Raw genomic sequence first — 18,875 nt, 5'->3', positions numbered from 1 at the left:
CGAGCAGGGCACAACCTGACAGCGTGACGGGAACGACGCGCGACGGCGAGGAGGAGTGTGGGGGCATGGCGGACGAAGTCGAGACGGAGCCGGGGCTGATCATCAGAGGGCGGGTGCGGGACTCCCTCGGGGTGGCGTTGCCCCGCGCCGTCGTGACGCTGTCCGGCGCCGGCGGCGGTCGGCACCTGGTCAAGACACGCAGCGCGGCGGACGGCGCGTTCACTGTCGCCGCGCCGGAGCACGGCGAGTATCTGCTGGTGGCGTTCTCGCCGCAGTTGGGGAGCCAGAGCGTGGCGGTCAGGCTCGAGGGGCGGCCGGTCGAGGTCGAGTTCCGGATGAACGTTCCGGGCGCGCTCGACGTCTGATCATCACCGAACGGGACGCGAATCACCACGGGATCCGGCCGGACGTGAGGGTCGGGTGTCCGGAGACTGGGACGAAAGCGTCCAGATTCGTGTCCCGTCCGTTGCCCCCTGACCCATGCGCGGGATCAGCCACTGTGGTTGGCTTGCCTCCCATACGTCATCGGATGAAGGGCGCGGGGAGTTGCGACGGATCCGGGCCAGACGGGCCACAGGTATCGGTCTCGCGGTGGTGCTGCTGGTCGGCGTCATCGGTGGCTGGATGTACTTCCGGTCGGGTGGGGGCGAAGAGGATCCGATCGTGGTCGGCAGCACCTCGACACCCACCGTCCTGGACCCCGGCGGCGCCTACGACGCGGCCGGGGCGGCGCTGATGAGCAACCTCTTCCAGTCGCTGATGACCTACGCGCCCGGCCAGGAGGAGCCGGTCCCCGACGCGGCCGAGCAGTGCCAGTTCACCGACAACCAGCTCACGGTGTACCGCTGCACGCTCCGCGAGGGCCTGGTGTTCAGCAACGGCGAGGAGATATCGCCGGAGGACGTCCAGTACTCGTTCGAGCGCATCCTCTCCATGGCCGACCGGGCCGAGCGCGAGGCCGCGGACGACTCCATACCCGACGAGGAGAAGTTCGCCTACGCGGGGCCCTCCAGCCTGCTGGCCACCCTGGAGGCCGTGCGCGTCGACGACCAGGACATCATCTTCGAGCTCAACCAGCCCGACGCCACCTTCCCCTTCGTGGTCGCCGGCAGCGCCGGCGCCATCGTCGAGCAGGACAGCTACAGCAGCATCGAACCCCGCACCGACGGGCGGGTCGTCGGCTCGGGTCCCTTCCTGCTTGAGGAGTTCCGGCCCGACGAGTACGCCCGGCTGGTCCCCAACCCGGACTACCAGGGCGCGGTCGAGAGCCCCGACACCCCGGTGACCGTGCGGTACTTCGTGCAGGCCGACGACGGCACCCCGGCCGAGGAGCTGCTCGCCGAGGCGTGGGACGCCGGTGAGATCGACGTCAACAACGGCCGGATGCCGCCCTCGGTGATGTCCGAGCTCAACCGCAGCGACTCCGAGCTGCGGGTCGCCGAGACCACCGGTGCCAGCATCCGCGTGATGGCGTTCAACACCGACCAGGACAAGCCGATGGGCAACGCCGTCGCGCGCCGGGCCGCCGCCGCGCTGCTCGACCGCGAGGCGATCGCCCGCCACGTCCAGCAGGACACGGTGGAGCCGCTGTACTCGCTGATACCCGTCGGCTTCACGGGCCACGGCACCCCCTACTACGACCAGTACCGCGACGTCACCCCCGCCGCGCTGCGCACCGAGCTGGAGGAGGCCGGTCTCGAACTGCCGGTCCGCTTCGACCTCGCCTACTCGCGCGGCGTCGCCAACCACGCCGAGGCCGCGCTGATCGAGCAGCAGTTGGAGGAGGGCGGCCTCTTCGACGTGGAGATCGCCTACTACGACTGGGCCGAGTTCATCCCCACCATCTACGGCGCCCGGAGCTACGACGCGTGGCTCATCGGCTGGACCCCCGACTTCCCGGACCCGGCGACCTTCACCGACACCATCCTGGGCCCCGGCGACGGCATGGCCACCGGCTTCTCCGACAACGCCATCAACGAGCTGATCGGCAGGACCCACCAGGAGTCCGACCGCGCCCGTGCCTCCGAGGACTTCCTCACCATCCACGACCTCGCCGCGGGTTCCGCGCCGATCGTGCCGATCTGGCAGGACAAGCGCACCATCATCAGCACCGCCGACATCAGCGGCACCCAGAACCTCGTCTCGCACAGCGGCGTCTGGCGGCTGTGGGAGCTGCACCGCATCTGATCTTCGGGCAGGATGCAGCCATGGCACGTTTACGGCACACGCTCGCGCTCGCCTCGGTCGACCGGGGGCGCGTCGAGAGCTTCACCGCCGTGGTTCACGAGGTCCTCGAGAGTCTGCGCGCGGAGGGCGGCACGCTGGTCGCGGCGGACGGGCGCCCCGTCCGCGCCGCCCGGCTCGTCGCCGGCGAGCACCTGAGCCCCGGCGCCCGCTACCAGGGCACCGGGGCGGAGGCGGAGCGGTCACCGGTGGCGGGCGCCGCGCGCTGGACGGACGGTGAGCTGACCGTGCTCGGCTGGGACCGGGCCGAGGGCACCGCGCTCCGCTTCGACCTCGGCCGCGAGGAGCAGGAGTCCGAGGACGGCGGCAGGACCTCGGCCGCCCGCGTGGTGACCCAGCTGCGGCTGGTCAGCGCGGACCGGCCGCAGCGCGTCACGGTGATGGTGGGCGGCTCGCTCACCCGGCCCGACGGTCGGCCGCGCCGCTGGCGCTCGTTCAGCCTCAGGGGCGAACTCGACCTGGGCCGCTGGTGGGAGGCGGCCGGGGGAGCGCCTGGCCGGCCGCCGCTCTCCATCGGCATGCGGTACGCGCTGCTGCGGGTCGACCTCCAGGCCGTGCCGCGCCCCACCGCGGACGGCGCGTGGCGCCTGGAGGTGCTGACGGTGGCGCGCGGCCGTGGCCTCGCCCGCCCGGTGGTGGCGGTGCCGCTGCTCGCCACCCGGCGGCTGCTGCACCGCGGCCTCGGCCAGGCCCTCGACCGTCTTGTCGAGGACTGGCGCACCCGGGTGCTGCCCGAACTGGCCCGCGACCCCGAGGAGTTCCGTCGCCGGCTGCTGGACGAGCTCACCGGCGAGCCGGGCTGAGGCGCGCCGCGGGAACCCGGCCGCGGGTCTCAGGGATGTCCCGGATGTCCGCGCCAGGGCCTTCGTCGTAGGGTCGTGGTGCCCACCGCTCCTGCCGAACCCGCGCGCCGTGGAGGCCCCGTGAAGGCAGTCGTTCAGGACAGGTACGGCTCACCCGACGTGCTCGAAGTGCGGGACGTCGCCACGCCGGTGCCCGGTGACCACGAGGTGCTGGTCCGGGTGCGGGCCGCCTCGGTCAACGCGCTCGACTGGCACTTCATGCGCGGCGACCCGTATGTGATGCGGCTGGGGGTGGGGTTCAGGGGGCCGCGGGTCACGGTGCGCGGCGCGGACTTCGCGGGCGTCGTGGCGGCGGTGGGTGGCGCCGTCGAGGGACTCGCCCCGGGCGACGAGGTGTTCGGCGAGGCCGGCGTCGGCGGGGCGTTCGCCGAGTACGCCTGCGCCCGGGACACCGCGGTGGAGCTGAAGCCGCCGAGCCTGACGTTCGAGCAGGCGGCCGCGATGCCGCTGGCCGCGAACACGGCCCTCGTCGGGCTGCGCGACGTCGCCCGGGTACGGGCGGGGCAGCGGGTCCTGATCAACGGGGCGTCGGGCGGCGTCGGCACGTTCGCCGTCCAACTGGCCAAGGCGTTCGGCGCCGAGGTGACCGGGGTGTGCCGCACCCGCAACGTGGAGCTGGTCGGGTCGCTCGGCGCCGACCACGTCGTCGACTACACCCGGGAGGACTTCACCCGGGGCGAGCGGCGGTACGACGTCGTGCTCGACCTGGTGGGCAACCGCCCGCTGTCCGCGCTGCGGCGCCCGCTGACCCCCACCGGAACGCTGGTGCTGTCCGGCGGGGGCACCTCCGAGGGCGGCAGCCTGCTGGGGCCGATGGGCCTGTTCCTCAGGCGCCGGCTGCTGAACCCCTTCGTCGGCCACCGCCTGGTCGAGCTCCCGGCGAAGCCGAGCAGGGCGAACCTCGTGGCGCTCCGGGAACTCGTGGAGGCGGGCCGGCTCACCCCGGTCGTCGACCGGACCTATCCGCTGGAGGAGGCGGCGGAGGCGATCCGCTACGTCGAGGTCGAGCACGCGCGGGCGAAGGTCGTCCTCACGGTGTGAGCTGGCCGGCCTCGGCCTCGGGGAACACCTTTCCCGGGTTGAGGATGCCCAGCGGGTCGAACACGGTCCTGATCTGACGTTGCAACGCGGCGCTGTCCGGGCCGAGTTCGCGGGCCAGCCAGTCGCGTTTGAGCACCCCGACGCCGTGTTCGCCGGTGATGGTGCCGCCAAGCTCCAGGCCGAGCCCCATGATGTCGTCGAACGAGGCCTGGGCCCGCCGTCGTTCGTCCTCGTCGCCGGAGTCGAAGCAGACCGTGGGGTGGGTGTTGCCGTCCCCGGCGTGCGCCACCACGCCGATGGTGAGCCGGTGGCGCTCGGCGATCGCCGCCACGCCGTCGAGGAACTCGGCGAGCCGGCTGCGCGGCACGCACACGTCGTCGATCATCGTGGTGCCCTTGACCGCCTCCAGTGCCACCAGCGTGGCGCGCCGGGCGGCGAGCAGCATCTCGGACTCGGCGGCGTCCTCGGCCGGCACCACCTCGGTCGCGCCGGCCGCCCGGCACAGCTCGCCGACGGCGGCCAGCTCGTCGGCCGGCGCCGGGGTGTCGAAGCCGGCGAGCAGCAGCGCCCGGGTCGACTCCGGGAGGCCCATCCTGGTCAGCCTGTTGACGGCGGCCACCGTGGTGGAGTCCATCAGTTCGAGCAGCGAGGGGGCGTGCCCGGCGGCCATGATGGCGGCCACAGCCTCCCCGGCGGCCGCCGTCGAGTCGAACTCGGCGGCCAGCACCAGCTGTTGCGGCGGCGCCGGCTTCAGCGCCAGCACGGCGCGCACCACGACGCCCAGCGTGCCCTCGGAGCCCACGAAGAGGCGGGTCAGGTCGTAGCCGGCGACGCCCTTGGCGGTGCGCCGCCCGGTGCGCAGCAGCCGGCCGTCCGCCAGCACCACGTCGAGGCCGAGCACGTACTCGGCGGTCACCCCGTACTTGACGCAGCACAGGCCGCCGGAGCCGGTGCCGATGTTGCCGCCGATGGTGCACTGTTCCCAGCTGGACGGGTCCGGGGGATAGGCGAGGCCGTGCGCGGCCACCGCCTTCGACAGGTCGGCGTTCACGACGCCGGGCTCGACCACGGCGTAGCGGTTGACGGGGTCGATCTCCAGGATGGCGTCCATCCGCGTCAGCGAGAGCACCACGCACCCGTCGACGGCGTTGGCCGCCCCGGAGAGCCCGGTCCGCGCGCCCTGCGGCACCACGGGAACCCGCAGCGCGCTCGCGGTGCGCAGCACGTGCTGGACGTGTTCCACCGTGCGCGGCAGCACCACCACGGCCGGGGCGCCGGCCGGGCAGAAGCTGGCCATGTCGTGGGCGTAGGAGGCGGTCACATCGGGGTCGGTGATGATCGTTTCCGGGGGCAGCCCTTCGCGTAGCCGCGTCACGAGTTCGCTCATGAGAAGCAGCCTGGCAGCTCGCCACGGGAAAAAGCCACGGTCCGGCGCGGGACCGTGGGGGAGATCCCCCACGCCGGACCCGGGCCGGACCGTGGGCGTCGCTCAGAAGCGCCGGGTGATGAGCGCCTTCTTGACCTCCTGGATGGCCTTGGTGACCTCGATGCCCCGCGGGCAGGCGTCCGTGCAGTTGAAGGTGGTGCGGCAACGCCACACGCCGTCACGGTCGTTGAGGATCTCCAAGCGCTGCTCGCCGCCCTCGTCACGCGAGTCGAAGATGAAGCGGTGCGCGTTGACGATCGCCGCCGGGCCGAAGTACTGCCCGTCGTTCCAGAACACCGGGCAGGACGAGGTGCACGCGGCGCACAAAATGCACTTGGTGGTGTCGTCGAAGCGCTCCCGGTCGGCCGCCGACTGGAGGCGCTCCCGGGTCGGCTCGTTGCCCTTGGTGATGAGGAACGGCATGACGTCGCGGTACGCCTGGAAGAACGGCTCCATGTCCACGACGAGGTCCTTCAGGACCGTCATGCCCTTTATCGGCTCGACCGTGACGGGCTTGGTGCCCACGCCGTCCCTGATCTCGGTGATGTCCTTGATCAGGGTCTTGCAGGCCAGCCGGTTCCGGCCGTTGATCCGCATCGCGTCCGAGCCGCAGATGCCGTGGGCGCAGGAGCGGCGGAACGTGAGCGTGCCGTCGAGCTCCCACTTGATCTGGTGCAGCGCGTCGAGCACCCGCTCCTTGGGGTCGATCCGCAGCTCGAAGTCCTGCCAGACGGCCTCCGGGCCCTCCTCCGGGTTGAACCTGCGGATCCGGAAGGTGACGGTGACCAGGTGGTCGGCGGCCGACGGTGCCTCGTCGGTCTTCTCCAACGTGGGGGTAGCCATCAGTACTTACGCTCCATCGGCTGGTAGCGGGTCTGGACGACGGGCTTGTAGTCAAGACGGATCGACTCGTTGCCGTCCGCGTCGACCTCGCGGTAGGCCATGGTGTGCCGCATGAAGTTGACGTCGTCCCGGTTGGGGAAGTCCTCGCGGTAGTGTCCGCCGCGTGACTCCTGGCGGGCCAGCGCCGAGACGACGAGCACCTCGGCCAGCTCCAGCAGGTTGCCGAGCTCCAGGGCCTCCAGCAGGTCGGTGTTGTACCGCTTGCCCTTGTCCTGGACGGCCACGTTCCGGTAGCGGCGGCGCAGCGCCGTGATGTCCTCCAGGGCCTCCTTGAGCGTCTGCTCGGTGCGGAAGACCATGGCGTTCTTGTCCATGGTCTCCTGGAGGTCCTTGCGGATGGCGGAGACCCGCTCGCCGCCGGTGGAGGAGCGCATCCGCTCCACCTCGTCGGAGACGAACTTCTCCGGGGCCTCCGGGAGCTCGACGAACTCCGCGGTGGCGGCGTACTCGGCGGCGGCGATGCCGGCGCGTCGGCCGAACACGTTGATGTCGAGCAGCGAGTTGGTGCCGAGCCGGTTGGCGCCGTGCACCGAGACGCAGGCGACCTCGCCGGCCGCGTAGAGCCCGGGCACCACGTCGGTGTTGTTGGCCAGCACCTCGCCCCTGACGTTGGTCGGGATGCCACCCATCGCGTAGTGCGCGGTCGGCTGGATCGGGATCGGGTCGGTGTACGGCTCGATGCCCAGGTAGGTGCGGGCGAACTCGGTGATGTCCGGCAGCTTGGCGTCCAGCTGCTCCGGCGGCAGGTGCGTCAGGTCCAGGTAGACGTGGTCGCCGTCGGGGCCGCAGCCACGCCCCTCGCGGATCTCGGTGTAGATCGAGCGGGAGACGACGTCGCGCGAGGCCAGGTCCTTCATGACGGGCGCGTACTTCTCCATGAAGCGCTCGCCGTCCTTGTTGCGCAGGATGCCGCCCTCGCCGCGGGCACCCTCGGTGAGCAGGATGCCCATCTTCCAGATGCCGGTCGGGTGGAACTGGAAGAACTCCATGTCCTCCAGCGGCAGGCCGCGCCGCCAGGCGGCGGCCTGGCCGTCGCCGGTGAGGGTGTGCGCGTTCGAGGTGACCTTGTAGAACTTGCCGTTGCCGCCCGAGGCGAAGACCACGGCCTTGGCCTGGAAGACGTGCAGCTCGCCGGTGGCCAGCTCGTACGCGACGACGCCGGCGGTGCGCTTGACCCCGTCGACCTCGTTGAGCAGCAGGTCGAGGACGTAGAACTCGTTGTAGAACTCCACGCCCTCCTTGACGCAGTTCTGGTACAGCGTCTGGAGGATCATGTGGCCCGTGCGGTCGGCCGCGTAGCAGGAGCGGCGCACCGGGGCCTCGCCGTGGTTGCGGCTGTGGCCGCCGAACCGGCGCTGGTCGATCCGGCCCTCGGGGGTGCGGTTGAACGGCAGCCCCATCTTCTCCAGGTCGAGGACCGAGTCGATGGCCTCCTTCGCCAGGATCTCGGCGGCGTCCTGGTCGACCAGGTAGTCACCGCCCTTGACCGTGTCGAAGGTGTGCCACTCCCAGTTGTCCTCCTCGACGTTGGCGAGGGCCGCGGCCATGCCGCCCTGGGCGGCGCCGGTGTGGGAGCGGGTCGGGTACAGCTTGGTCAGCACGGCGGTGCGGCTGCGCTTCGTCGCCTCGATGGCGGCGCGCATCCCGGCGCCGCCGGCCCCGACGATGACGGTGTCGTACTTGTGGATCTGCATGTCTCGTGTGCCTCGTCAGCCCCGTCAGCGGATGTTCGGGTCGAAGGTGAAGATCACCAGCGTGCCCAGCAGCACGGTGAAGATCGTGGCCGTGTAGAGCAGCATCTTCAGCCAGAAGCGGGTGGCGTCGCGCTCGGCGTAGTCGTTGATGATCGTGCGCAGGCCGTTGGCGCCGTGGAGCATGGCGAGCCAGAGCATGATCAGGTCCCAGGCCTGCCAGAACGGCGAGGCCCAGCGGCCGGCGACGAAGGCGAAGCTGACCTTGGAGACGCCGCCCTCGAGGACGAGCTGGATCAGCAGGTGGCCGAGCACCAGCACCACGAGCACGATGCCGGACAGCCGCATGAACAGCCAGCCGTAGAGCTCGAAGTTGGTGCGGGTGGTCCGCGGGGTGCGGCCGGTACGGGCCCGGGGCGGTTCGATGACCGGGGCCGGGTTGTCCGGGGAGTAGGTCGCGTCGTCGACCTGCGAGGTCTCGATGGCCATGATCATCAGCTCCCGAACAGCTCACGGAACGCGTGGCCGAGGACCGGATAGGCGGCCCCCGCCATGAGGACGACCCAGACGCCGACGACGGTCCACAGCATCTGCCGCTGGTAGCGGGCGCCCTTGTTCCAGAAGTCGACCGCGACGACCCGCAGGCCGTTCAGCGCGTGGAAGAGGACGGCCGCCACCAGGCCGTACTCCATGAAGGCCACGAGGGGCGTCTTGTAGACCGCGATGGTGTCGTCGTACGCCTCGGGGGAGACCCGGACGAGCGCGGTGTCCAGCACGTGGACGAAGAGGAAGAAGAACACCAGGACACCGGTGACGCGGTGCGCCACCCATGACCACATGCCTTCCCGGCCGCGGTACAGCGTTCCTGCCGGCACGGAAGAACCCTTCAGAAGCGATTCGGGGCCTGCCGGCAGCTCCTGCTCCTGTGGGGACGTCGGTCGGGCCCGGCCGGGTACGGTCCACCGGCCGCCGCCATGGTATCGGCGGCGCGGGAATGCCACACGGCCGGGGGCCGTGATGCGGCTCCGGCCCTGGCCGAGCGCGGTGCCGTGGCCGGCACCGCGGCCGGCCGGGGGCCGTCCGCAGGCCGTCCGCAGCCCGCCGGGCCAGGCCCGGCATCGCGGTTGCCAACTCGTGGCCAACGGTTACCTTCGAGGTATGCGACATGCGCCCTGGCGAATATTCGCACTGGCCACGGCGGTGACGGTGATCCTCGCGTCGCTGACCCTGGCCCTGCTCCGCGGCTCGCCCGGGGGCGCCGCGGCCTCCTCGGGGGCCGAGACCCCCACCGCGACCCCGTCCCCCCTCGCGCTCCCGGACGGCCCGACCGGGCCACCGGAGATCATCCCCGCCGTCCGCTCCTTCGACGCCGCCGAGGGCGCCGGCTGGGCGCCCTCCGAGTCGACCCGGGTGATAGCGGACTCCGGGGGCCCGCTCGACGGGACCGCCGACCTGCTCGCCGAGGACCTCGGCGTGGACCGCGCCGACGACGGCGCCAGGGAGGGTGACATAGAGCTCACCCTCGACGAGGGCGCCGACACCGGCGGCGAGGGCTACCACCTCGTCACGGGCGACCACCGGGTCACCATCACCGGCAGTGACGACGCCGGCGTCTTCTACGGCACCCGAACGGTCGTACAGGCGGTGCGCGGCGCCGGCGGCCTGCCGGAGGGCGAGATCCGCGACCGCCCCGACCGCCCGCAGCGCGGCCTGTCGCTCGACACCGCGCGCAAGCCGTTCAGCGCGGCCTGGATCGAGGACCGGATGCGCGAGATGGCGGACCTCAAGCTCAACCAGCTCCAGCTGCACTTCAGCGACGACCAGGGCTTCCGCGTCGAGAGCGAGACCCACCCCGAGGTCGTGTCGGAGGACCACCTCACCAAGGACGAGGTCCGCGGCATCCTCGACCTCGCCGACCAGCTGCACATCACCGTGATCCCGGAGATCGACTCGCCAGGCCACCTGGGCGCCGTGCTCGCCGCGCACCCCGACCTCCAGCTGCGGCGGGCCGACGGCAGCGTCACCGCGGGGGCCATCGACATCTCCAACCCGGACGCGGCGGCGATCGTGGACGACCTGATCACCGAGTACGCCGACCTCTTCCCCGGCGAGTACCTGCACCTGGGCGGCGACGAGTACGCGGCGCTCTTCGTCTCCGACCCCGAGGCCAGCTACCCGGACCTCGCGGCGGCGGCCCGCGACCGTTACGGCTCGGACGCCCGCGTCCAGGACCTGGCCACCGGCTGGCTCAACGACCGGGCCGACGCGGCCAGGGGCGCCGGCAAGACGCCGCAGGTGTGGAACGACGGCATGTTCGCCGGCGGCGTCGTCCAGCCGGACAAGGAGCGGCAGGTGACCTACTGGACCGGCCGGGAGATCGGCGCGCGCGAGCCCGTCGAGTACCTGGAGGGCGGCTGGCAGGTGCTGAACCTCAACTCGGAGTACCTCTACTACGTACTCGGTGAGCCCAACGGCTTCACCTATCCGACCGGCGAGCGTATTTATGACGAGTGGACACCAGACGTGCTGCGCGGTTCGAACGCCGTCCCGGACCGTTTCGCGAACGCGGACCACATCCCGGGCGGGCGGTTCGCCGTCTGGTGCGACCAGGCCGGGGCCCAGACCCCCGAGGAGGTGGCGGCCGGTATCCGGCTGCCGCTGGCCGCGACGGCCCAGAAGCTGTGGAACCCGGACCGGCCCACCCTCAGCTGGACGGAGTTCACCCAGCTCGCCGACCGGGTCATGGCCTGAAGCGCCGGCCGGCGGGTAACGATCACGGGATGGACACGAGCGCGAGCAGCCGGGGCCGCCACCCCCCACAGGAGAGACCCCGGCTGTCGCCGGTCCAGGGCCTGACCAGGCCCGGGTCCGTATCTCGTACAGCGTCGAACACCTGGATTCTGTTACCGAGCGGATACGGCCGGATGCGCCATGGACGGACGGCGGCGGGGCCGCGTAGCGTTCAGGCACTAGAGACACACAGTCACCAACCTTGAAACGCATGCGGCGCGAGTCGCCAAGGGGGGCCGGGAGTGCAGGGGGCAGACGTCGAATTGACCGCGGCGGTTCACGCGGCCCAGGAAGGGGACGAGAGCGCGTTCCGCACCGTCTTCAGGGCGGTCCACCCGCGGCTGCTCGGCTATGTGCGGACCATCGTGGCCGAGCCCGACGCGGAGGACGTCACGGCTGAGGCGTGGCTGCACATATCGCGCGACCTCCAGCGGTTCAGCGGCGACGCGGACCGGTTCCGCGGCTGGACCGCCAGGATCGCCCGCAACCGGGCGCTCGACCACCTGCGGGCCCGCGGCCGCCGGCCCCAGGAGTGCAGGGCCGACGAGGACGCGCTCGCCGACCTGCCGTCCTCGGCCGACACCGCCGAGGAGGCGATGAACGCGCTGGCCACCAGCCGGGCCCTGGCGCTCGTCGCGGAGCTGCCCCAGGAGCAGGCGGAGGCCGTGGTGCTGCGCACCATGTTCGGCCTGGACGCCAAGCGCGCCGCCTCGCTGATGGGCAGCCGGCCGGGCGCCGTCCGCACCGCCAACCACCGCGGTCTTCGCCGCCTGGCGCAGCGCTTAGGCCGCGCCCCCGAGCATCTCTCGGAGGCGGCTGTAACGGAATCGAGGGCTACGGCGCAGTAAGGAACAGGTCGACTGGTCATCGACCGACAGGGCAACCCGAGGTCCCCCCCGTACCTCAGGGAAGCCCAGGCGCGGGCGGGGCGGCTTTCCCCCTAGCCCCGCCCGCGCACCCCTCTCCTCCAGGCCCGGCGTCGACCGGGCCTTTTCGCGTCTCCGCGTCCGAGCCGCCCCCTCCCCGCGCCCGTCCTTCCGGCCGACGGCCAGTCAGCCCGACAAGGTGAACGGAAGGCGAATAGCGGTTACCCGGGCCGTTAATTCACGTTGATTGTTCGACGAATTCCCGAGGCCGCCGTGCGAGTTGGCCGGCAGGTGTCGTGCTGTTAACTGGTTGTTGTGACTGAGTTGGCCCGACCCTCGAACTCCGACGCCTATCGTTCGGTGCCTATGGTTCCTTACGTGCCCGATTCATCTCGCGGCCCCCTGCGTTTGGCCGTGTTGGCGGATTCTGACACGCGGTGGAAATGGGGCGCGCTCACCGCGCGCCGGATAGCCCCCGAGTCGTCCGTCGACGGCTACCTGCTGCGGGGGCGCGCGACGCCCACCGCGCGGCAGTTGGCCGAGACCGACACCGGCGTGGATGAACCGGAAGAGATCACCGCGATCAACTTCCTCCGTCTGATCGGTGATCTCCAGGAAACCGACACCGAAAACCCCGACAGTGCGAACAACGCTGCGAAGGTCGTCGGTAATTCCGAAGACGCGCCCTATGACGCGTTGATCCTCGCCTGCGTCGGCGGCTCCGTGCAGGCGATGTTGCACGGTCTCGCCCGCGCCTGGCACGGCGCTCCCCGCCGCACCGTGGTCATCACGGGATATGTGGGAGTCGTCTACGAGAAACTCACCGACGGCCTGCTGTTGCGCCACGGCGCCGACGTCGTCCTCGCCAACAGCCCCTACGACGCCTCCCGGTTCCGCGAACAGTTCCGCGGCGTGCGGGCCGACGCCTCGGCCGTCACCGAGTGCGCCCTGCCGTTCCTGGCCGGCGCGCCGTACGACCCGCGGGCCGTGGAGCGCGGCGAGCGCCCGTACCGCGTCGTCTTCGCCGTCCAGCCCTCGGTGCCGGGCACCCGCAAGGACCGCGCCTACCTGCTGGAGCGCGCCGTCGAGCACGCCCGCCGCCACCCGGAGCGCGAGGTCGTCCTCAAGCTGCGCAGCAAGCCGGGCGAGCACACCACGCACATCGAGGAGTTGCCCTACCAGCGCCTCGTCGAGCGGATCAAGGGCGAGACCCCGGCCAACTTCAGCCTCGCCTACGGCAACATGGGCGAGGTCCTGGACGGCACCGACCTGCTGGTCACCGTCAGCTCCACCGCCGCGCTCGAGTCCCTGCACCGCGGCATCCCCACCGCCGTCCTCAGCGACCTCGGCATCCGCGAGCAGCACGGCAACCACTACTTTCTCGGCTCGGGCTGCTTCGCCTCCTGGGACGAGCTCGACGGCGGCCACGTGCCGACGCCGGACGCCGGCTGGCTGGCCGACCAGGGCCTCCGTCGCGACCCCGACGAGGCGTTCGCGCCCGCCCGCGCCCGGCTCGCCGCCCTGGTCCACCAGGCCGCGGAGGACGGGCTGCCGCCGCTCGACCCCTACTACACGGTGCGCACCGCCCCCGGCTACCTGCCCGGCGTACTCGCCCGCCACGGCCTCGACGTCAAGGGCGAGCCGCTGGCCGGCTTCCAGGGCGGCCCCGACCCGACCACCGGCGTGCGCGGGGCGTCCAAGCGCCTGCTGCGCCGCACCGCGCGCGGCGCCTACCGCGCCGGTGTCCAGCGGGTCGCCCCGCTCATCAGGCGCTGGGGGCAGCTGTGACCCCCGAGACCTCCTCCGCACCGCGGTCCCACCAACGAACGAAGGCTTCTGGCATGAGCACTGTGCTGGCTGTGATCCCCGCCCGCGGGGGCTCCAAGGGCGTGCCGGGGAAGAACCTCGCCCCCGTCGGCGACGCGCCGCTGGTCACCCGCGCGGTCCGCGAGTGCCGCGCCGCCCGGCTGCTGACCGCGGTCGTGGTCTCCACCGACGACCCCGACATCGCCGCCGCCGCGCACGCCGCGGGCGCCGAGGTCATCGAGCGCCCCGCCGAGATCTCCGGCGACAAGTCCACCAGCGAGGCCGCGATCCTGCACGCGACGGACGTCTACGAGGAGCGCCACGGCGTCACCGTGGACGTCGTCCTGCTCGTCCAGTGCACCAGCCCCTTCCTCACCCGCGAGGAGGTGGACGGCGTCGCCGCCGCCATCCTGGACGGCGCCGACACCGCGTTGACCGTGGCCCCGTTCCACGGCTTCGTCTGGCGCGAGGCCGCCAGCACCGGCGGCCAGGGCGTCAACCACGACAAGTCCTACCGCCCCATGCGGCAGGACCGTCCGCAGGACCTGCTGGAGACCGGCGCCTGCTACGCGATGCGCGCCGACGGGCTGCGCGTCGAGCGGCACCGCTTCTTCGGCCGCACCGAGCTGGTCCGCACCGACCCGGCCCGCGTCCTGGAGATCGACGACCCGCACGACCTGGCCAGGGCCCGCGCCCTCGCGCCGCTGCTCGACGGCGGCCAGCACGGCCTGGCCAAGGCGGGGGCCGCCTACGCCGGCTACCCCGACTACCTGCCGACCCGCGACGACGTCGACGCGGTCGTGCTCGACTTCGACGGCACCCAGACCGACGACCGGGTGCTCGTCGACTCCGAGGGACGGGAGATGGTCGCCGTGCACCGCGGCGACGGCCTGGGCATCGCCGCCCTGCGCCGGGCGGGCATCCCGCTCCTGATCCTGTCCACGGAACAGAACCCGGTCGTCGCCGCGCGGGCGCGCAAGCTGCGCATACCCGTGCTGCACGGCATCGACCGGAAGGACCTCGCCCTCAAACAGTGGTGCGAGGAGCAAGGAATCGCGCCGGAACGCGTGCTCTACGCCGGCAACGACGTCAACGACCTGCCCTGCTTCGACCTGGTCGGTTGGCCCGTCGCCGTCGCGAGCGCCCACGACGTCGTCAGGGGGGCCGCCCGCGCGGTCACCTCGGCGGCGGGCGGCGCCGGCGCGATCCGCGAGATCGCCTCGTGGATCCTCGGAAAGGAACTCAGCCCCTCATGACAACCAACAACCGACTTCGCAAGTTCGGCGACCGCGTCGTGGGCCCCGGCCGTCCCGTCTACATCACGGGCGAGATCGGCATCAACCACAACGGTGACCTGGAGAACGCCTTCGCGCTGATCGACGCGGCGGCCGAAGCCGGCTGTGACGCGGTCAAGTTCCAGAAGCGCACGCCGGAGATCTGCACCCCGCGTGACCAGTGGGACATCGAGCGGGACACCCCGTGGGGCCGGATGACCTACATCGACTACCGGCACCGGGTCGAGTTCGGCGAGGACGACTACCGCGCCATCGACGAGTACTGCCGCAAGAAGGGCATCCACTGGTTCGCCTCGCCGTGGGACCCCGAGGCCGTGGACTTCCTGGAGCAGTACGACGTGCCGGCGCACAAGGTGGCCTCCGCCTCCCTGACCGACGACGAGCTGCTGCGCAAGCTGCGCGCCACCGGCCGCACCGTCATCCTGTCCACCGGCATGTCGACCCCGAAGCAGATCCGGCACGCGGTCGAGGTCCTGGGCAGCGAGAACATACTGCTGTGCCACGCCACCAGCACCTACCCGGCCAAGGCGGACGAGCTCAACCTGCGCGTGATCAACACGCTGCAGGCCGAGTACCCGAACGTGCCGATCGGCTACTCGGGCCACGAGACCGGCCTGCAGACCACGCTGGCCGCCGTCGCGCTCGGCGCCGTCTTCGTCGAGCGGCACATCACCCTGGACCGCGCGATGTGGGGCTCCGACCAGGCCGCCTCCGTCGAGCCGCAGGGCCTGACCCGGCTGGTCCGCGACATCCGGATCATCGAGGAGTCGCTGGGCGACGGCGTCAAGAAGGTCTACGACAGCGAGCTCGGCCCGATGAAGAAGCTGCGCCGCGTCAAGGGCGTCGTGGCCGAGGGCGAGGCCGAGCGCGAGCCGGCCGCTGTCTGAGGACCGCGCGACACTGGTACGGGTGGGGCGAGCGGGCCGCGTTACGGGACGAACCGAGTTGCGGAACTCACGGAACGGAGAGAGGCGCATGACCGACCGGGGTGCCAAGGCGGGCGCCAGCACGTTGGCGTTCGCCGAGAGTCCGGTGCAGTTGCTCAACATCCTCGAGTGGGCACACACGTCGCACCCCCGTGACGTGCGCGAGCTCACCGTGGTCATCCTGCCCCCGCACGACCCCACCAGCCGGGGCCAGTTGCGCCGCATGGCACAACTGGCCCGGGACGCCGGGCACCGCGTGCTCTGGCGCGAGGCCCGCGGGGGTGCCGTCGCCCCGCCGCGCTCGTTGGCCGCCCTGACCGGACCGATGCGGCGGGCCGGGCTGCTGGTGATCGGCGACCCGTTCTCCCGCTACCTCCAGCTGCTGCTGTCCATGGCCGGCGGCCGCTGCGACGTGGTGGTCGTGGACGACGGCACGGCCACCATGGAGTTCACCGCCCAACTCGCCCGTGGCGAGCGTCTGGTGCGCTGGCACCGGCCGTCCGCGCGCGGGCCCAGGGCGTGGGCGTTCGCGCCGGTCGCGCGGCGCGCGGTGCGGCACCTGACGCCCACCGAGCGGCGCTCGGTCGAGGTGTTCACGGCCATGCCCGTGGAGCCCGTCGCGGGCGTCACGGTCACCGCCAACGCCTTCGCCTGGACCCGCGCCCACTTCCCCGAGCCCATGCTGACCGGCGGCGCCGACCTGGTGGGCACCTCGCTGGTCGAGACGGGCGTCATCCAGGAGGACCGATACGTGGCGGGCGTGGCCGGCCTGGCCCGCGCCCACGGCGTCACCCGCTACTTCGCGCACCGCAGGGAGAGCAACGAGAAGCTGCGGCGGCTGAGCGCGGAGGCCGGCGTGGAGATCGTCCGCCCCGACCTGCCGCTCGAACTCGTCGCCAGGCGCGGCCCGATCGGTTCCACGATCCTGAGCTTCCCCTCCACCGTGGTGCACACGTTGCCGAAGGTGCTGGCCGACACCGAGGTGAAGGTGGCGGTCTGCGACATATCCCAGACCTGGTTCACCGACCGCGTCACCGAACGGGCCAGCGGCTTCCTCTCGACGGTCACCAACACCGCGCTCGGCACCCACGGTCTGACCTCGCTGCCGACTCCGCAGTGAGCGCTCGAACCCTGCGCCGCGCGCGAAAGAAAGTACTCATACCCAGTCACACACGGTCCTATGCGGCCACCGGGTGATTCGACTGTGTGAACTTTCCATGATCGATGCGGTGTTGACAGGAGAACGGGCGTACTCTCGTCACGTGAGTGATCTGCTGTCTCCGGAGTCCGCGCCCACCCTGGAACTCGATGACGAGCTGCGCGCCGAGCTGATCGCCTTCCGCCGGGATCTGCACATGCACCCCGAGTTGGGCAACCAGGAGGTTCGCACCACCGCCGTCCTGAAGAAGCGCCTGGAGCGCGCCGGGCTCGCCCCGCGTGTGCTGGCCAGCGGCACGGGACTGGTGTGCGACGTACGGCCGGCCGGAGACACCGGACCACTCCTCGCGCTCCGCGCCGACCTCGACGCGCTGCCGATCCCGGACACCAAGACGGTGCCCTACGCCTCCACCATCCCGGGCCGGGCCCACGCCTGCGGCCACGACGTGCACACCACGGTGGTGCTCGGCGCCGGCCTGGCGCTGGCCAGGCTGGCCGCCGAGGGCCGGCTGCGGCGCGGCGTCCGGCTGCTGTTCCAGCCGGCCGAGGAGGTGCTGCCGGGCGGCGCCCAGGACGCCATCGAGAGCGGCGTGCTGGACGGCGTCGCCCGCATCCTGGCCCTGCACTGCGACCCCAAGGTCGACGCCGGCCGCATCGGCGTCCGCACTGGCGCGATCACCGCCGCCTGCGACCGCATAGAGGTCAGGCTGGCCGGCCCCGGCGGCCACACGGCCCGCCCGCACCTCACCACCGACCTGGTCACGGCCGCCGCCCGAGTCGCGCTCGACGTCCCGGCCCTGGTTGCCCGCCGCGTCGACACCCGCGCCGGCATGGCCATCACCTGGGGCCGCCTTGAGACGGGCCACGCGCCCAACGTCATCCCCCAGTCCGCGGAGCTCTCCGGCACCATGCGCTGCCTCGACATCGAGGCGTGGCGCACCGCGCCCGACATCATCCATGCGGCGGTCGACGAGGTCGCGTCCCTGTACCGCGCCAAGTCCGAGCTCCGGTACATCCGGGGCGTCCCGCCGGTCGTCAACGACGCGTCCTCCACGGCGCTGCTGACCGAGGCCATGACCGCCCGCTTCGGCGCGGGCGCCGTCGAGCCGACCCAACAGAGCCTGGGGGGCGAGGACTTCTCCTGGTACCTGGAGCACGTCCCCGGCGCCATGGCCCGCCTCGGCGTCCGCCCTCCGGCCGGCGGCTGGTCCACGCCACGCGACATCCACCAGGGCGACTTCGACGTCGACGAGTCGGCGATCGGCGTGGGCGTGGAACTGCTGGTCACGGCGGCGCAGCTCAGCTAACCCAGGTCGAACCAGACGGACTTGCCGGCCGGGCGGCGGAACACGTCGCACCCCCAGTGGCGGGCCAGGCTCTGCAGGAAGCCGCGCCTTCAGCATTGACGGGGCCCGGGCACCAGAGAGCTGCGGACGGTCAACCTCGAGCAGCCAACGCCAACTCAAGGAGTTCACCGCCCACTTCGCCCGGTTGGCTAGGGTGGCCCTGGCACCGATGGGCCCTCAGGGTGCCCTGGGCGAAGGCAGCCTGGCTCTGGCGCAGTACCTGCTGTACTCGTTGAAGGAGACGATCCATGGCCGGTCCTGAGTGGCAGAAGTCCAGTTTCAGCGATGAGCCCCACCAGGACTGCATAGAACTGGCCACCGCCGCCGACTCCCTCCTCCTCCGCGAGAGCGACGATCCGGCCGCCGTTCTCGCGACCCGCCCCGCGCGGGTGGCGGCGCTGCTGACCGCCATCAAGGGCGGTGGCTGGACTTCGCGCGGCTAGCGCCTCTCGTCGCACTCCGTGCGCCGTTGTCGCCGACTGTGACCGTGGCTGGCGTCGTTCCCGGACAGCACACGATG

Annotated in this window: 17 protein-coding genes; 12 read left to right on the top strand and 5 right to left on the bottom strand. The window is 71.7% G+C overall.

Going from position 1 to position 18,875, the window contains the following annotated elements; genetic code table 11:
• Positions 1–65: 65 nt before the first annotated feature.
• The 4 genes from ACFWI8_RS15045 to ACFWI8_RS15030 all read left to right on the top strand — a co-directional run bounded on the left by ACFWI8_RS15045 (position 66) and on the right by ACFWI8_RS15030 (position 4,148).
• Complete coding sequence (locus ACFWI8_RS15045; protein ID WP_387090568.1) at positions 66–365, top strand: carboxypeptidase-like regulatory domain-containing protein; 300 nt, start codon at positions 66–68, stop codon at positions 363–365.
• A gap of 181 nt (positions 366–546) precedes the next feature.
• Positions 547–2,187, top strand: coding sequence for an ABC transporter substrate-binding protein (locus tag ACFWI8_RS15040; protein ID WP_387090565.1), 1,641 nt, complete (start codon positions 547–549; stop codon positions 2,185–2,187).
• Between the two features lie 20 nt (positions 2,188–2,207).
• Positions 2,208–3,047, top strand: a complete 840-nt coding sequence (locus tag ACFWI8_RS15035) for a hypothetical protein (protein WP_387090562.1) — start codon at positions 2,208–2,210, stop codon at positions 3,045–3,047.
• A 120-nt stretch (positions 3,048–3,167) separates the two neighbouring features.
• Entirely contained in the window at positions 3,168–4,148 is a 981-nt protein-coding gene (locus tag ACFWI8_RS15030; protein WP_387090560.1) for an NAD(P)-dependent alcohol dehydrogenase, read from the top strand.
• On the opposite strand, the gene ACFWI8_RS15025 is transcribed toward ACFWI8_RS15030, so the two are convergent.
• The 5 genes from ACFWI8_RS15025 to sdhC all read right to left on the bottom strand — a co-directional run bounded on the left by ACFWI8_RS15025 (position 4,138) and on the right by sdhC (position 9,043).
• Complete coding sequence (locus ACFWI8_RS15025) at positions 4,138–5,535, bottom strand: FAD-binding oxidoreductase (RefSeq protein WP_387090557.1); 1,398 nt, start codon at positions 5,533–5,535, stop codon at positions 4,138–4,140. The two genes, ACFWI8_RS15030 and ACFWI8_RS15025, sit on opposite strands and share 11 nt — an antisense overlap.
• A 102-nt stretch (positions 5,536–5,637) precedes the next feature.
• Positions 5,638–6,417, bottom strand: coding sequence for a succinate dehydrogenase iron-sulfur subunit (locus tag ACFWI8_RS15020; protein WP_311598698.1), 780 nt, complete (start codon positions 6,415–6,417; stop codon positions 5,638–5,640).
• Positions 6,417–8,171 (bottom strand): succinate dehydrogenase flavoprotein subunit, encoded by a 1,755-nt coding sequence (sdhA, locus tag ACFWI8_RS15015; protein ID WP_387090554.1) that lies wholly within the window; start codon positions 8,169–8,171, stop codon positions 6,417–6,419. The genes ACFWI8_RS15020 and sdhA overlap by 1 nt, the downstream gene beginning before the upstream one ends.
• Before the next feature lie 24 nt (positions 8,172–8,195).
• Positions 8,196–8,657: a succinate dehydrogenase hydrophobic membrane anchor subunit gene (locus ACFWI8_RS15010; RefSeq protein ID WP_387090551.1), complete on the bottom strand. Its 462-nt coding sequence runs from the start codon at positions 8,655–8,657 to the stop codon at positions 8,196–8,198.
• 5 nt (positions 8,658–8,662) lie between these two features.
• Entirely contained in the window at positions 8,663–9,043 is a 381-nt protein-coding gene (gene sdhC, locus ACFWI8_RS15005) for a succinate dehydrogenase, cytochrome b556 subunit (protein WP_387090548.1), read from the bottom strand.
• Between the two features lie 283 nt (positions 9,044–9,326).
• Between sdhC and ACFWI8_RS15000 the strand changes: the two genes are divergently transcribed.
• From ACFWI8_RS15000 to ACFWI8_RS14965, 8 genes are all read left to right on the top strand, one after another.
• Positions 9,327–10,919, top strand: a complete 1,593-nt coding sequence (locus ACFWI8_RS15000) for a family 20 glycosylhydrolase (protein WP_387090545.1) — start codon at positions 9,327–9,329, stop codon at positions 10,917–10,919.
• 281 nt (positions 10,920–11,200) lie between these two features.
• The gene (locus tag ACFWI8_RS14995) at positions 11,201–11,806 is read left to right on the top strand and encodes an RNA polymerase sigma factor (protein WP_311598690.1); all 606 of its coding nucleotides are present in this window, start codon (positions 11,201–11,203) and stop codon (positions 11,804–11,806) included.
• Positions 11,807–12,202: 396 nt separating this feature from the next.
• A complete protein-coding gene (locus tag ACFWI8_RS14990; RefSeq protein WP_387090542.1) occupies positions 12,203–13,612 on the top strand; it encodes a DUF6716 putative glycosyltransferase in 1,410 nt (469 codons plus the stop codon).
• Positions 13,613–13,665: 53 nt separating this feature from the next.
• A complete protein-coding gene (locus tag ACFWI8_RS14985) occupies positions 13,666–14,886 on the top strand; it encodes a cytidylyltransferase domain-containing protein (protein WP_387090540.1) in 1,221 nt (406 codons plus the stop codon).
• Positions 14,883–15,812 (top strand): N-acetylneuraminate synthase family protein, encoded by a 930-nt coding sequence (locus ACFWI8_RS14980; protein ID WP_311598687.1) that lies wholly within the window; start codon positions 14,883–14,885, stop codon positions 15,810–15,812. The genes ACFWI8_RS14985 and ACFWI8_RS14980 overlap by 4 nt, the downstream gene beginning before the upstream one ends.
• A gap of 88 nt (positions 15,813–15,900) precedes the next feature.
• On the top strand, positions 15,901–16,971 hold the full coding sequence (locus ACFWI8_RS14975; RefSeq protein WP_387090537.1) for a hypothetical protein: 1,071 nt from the start codon (positions 15,901–15,903) through the stop codon (positions 16,969–16,971).
• A gap of 142 nt (positions 16,972–17,113) precedes the next feature.
• Positions 17,114–18,316, top strand: coding sequence for an amidohydrolase (locus tag ACFWI8_RS14970; RefSeq protein ID WP_387090535.1), 1,203 nt, complete (start codon positions 17,114–17,116; stop codon positions 18,314–18,316).
• A gap of 287 nt (positions 18,317–18,603) precedes the next feature.
• Positions 18,604–18,798, top strand: coding sequence for a DUF397 domain-containing protein (locus tag ACFWI8_RS14965; protein WP_387090532.1), 195 nt, complete (start codon positions 18,604–18,606; stop codon positions 18,796–18,798).
• Positions 18,799–18,875 lie beyond the last annotated feature (77 nt).

This window comes from Streptomyces sp. NPDC127098, assembly GCF_042722465.1.
Classification (GTDB): Bacteria; Actinomycetota; Actinomycetes; order Streptomycetales; family Streptomycetaceae; genus Streptomyces; species Streptomyces millisiae.
This window is presented reverse-complemented; position numbering and strand designations above follow the sequence as displayed.

Excerpts from the sequence above, each read along its gene's own strand:
- ACFWI8_RS15045 (WP_387090568.1), top strand. The coding sequence starts at position 66 with ATGGCGGACGAAGTCGAGACGGAGCCGGGGCTGATCATCAGAGGGCGG.
- ACFWI8_RS15035 (WP_387090562.1), top strand. The coding sequence starts at position 2,208 with ATGGCACGTTTACGGCACACGCTCGCGCTCGCCTCGGTCGACCGGGGG.
- ACFWI8_RS15025 (WP_387090557.1), bottom strand. The coding sequence starts at position 5,535 with ATGAGCGAACTCGTGACGCGGCTACGCGAAGGGCTGCCCCCGGAAACG.
- ACFWI8_RS15020 (WP_311598698.1), bottom strand. The coding sequence starts at position 6,417 with ATGGCTACCCCCACGTTGGAGAAGACCGACGAGGCACCGTCGGCCGCC.
- sdhA (WP_387090554.1), bottom strand. The coding sequence starts at position 8,171 with ATGCAGATCCACAAGTACGACACCGTCATCGTCGGGGCCGGCGGCGCC.
- ACFWI8_RS15010 (WP_387090551.1), bottom strand. The coding sequence starts at position 8,657 with ATGGCCATCGAGACCTCGCAGGTCGACGACGCGACCTACTCCCCGGAC.
- ACFWI8_RS15000 (WP_387090545.1), top strand. The coding sequence starts at position 9,327 with ATGCGACATGCGCCCTGGCGAATATTCGCACTGGCCACGGCGGTGACG.
- ACFWI8_RS14985 (WP_387090540.1), top strand. The coding sequence starts at position 13,666 with ATGAGCACTGTGCTGGCTGTGATCCCCGCCCGCGGGGGCTCCAAGGGC.
- ACFWI8_RS14980 (WP_311598687.1), top strand. The coding sequence starts at position 14,883 with ATGACAACCAACAACCGACTTCGCAAGTTCGGCGACCGCGTCGTGGGC.
- ACFWI8_RS14975 (WP_387090537.1), top strand. The coding sequence starts at position 15,901 with ATGACCGACCGGGGTGCCAAGGCGGGCGCCAGCACGTTGGCGTTCGCC.
- ACFWI8_RS14965 (WP_387090532.1), top strand. The coding sequence starts at position 18,604 with ATGGCCGGTCCTGAGTGGCAGAAGTCCAGTTTCAGCGATGAGCCCCAC.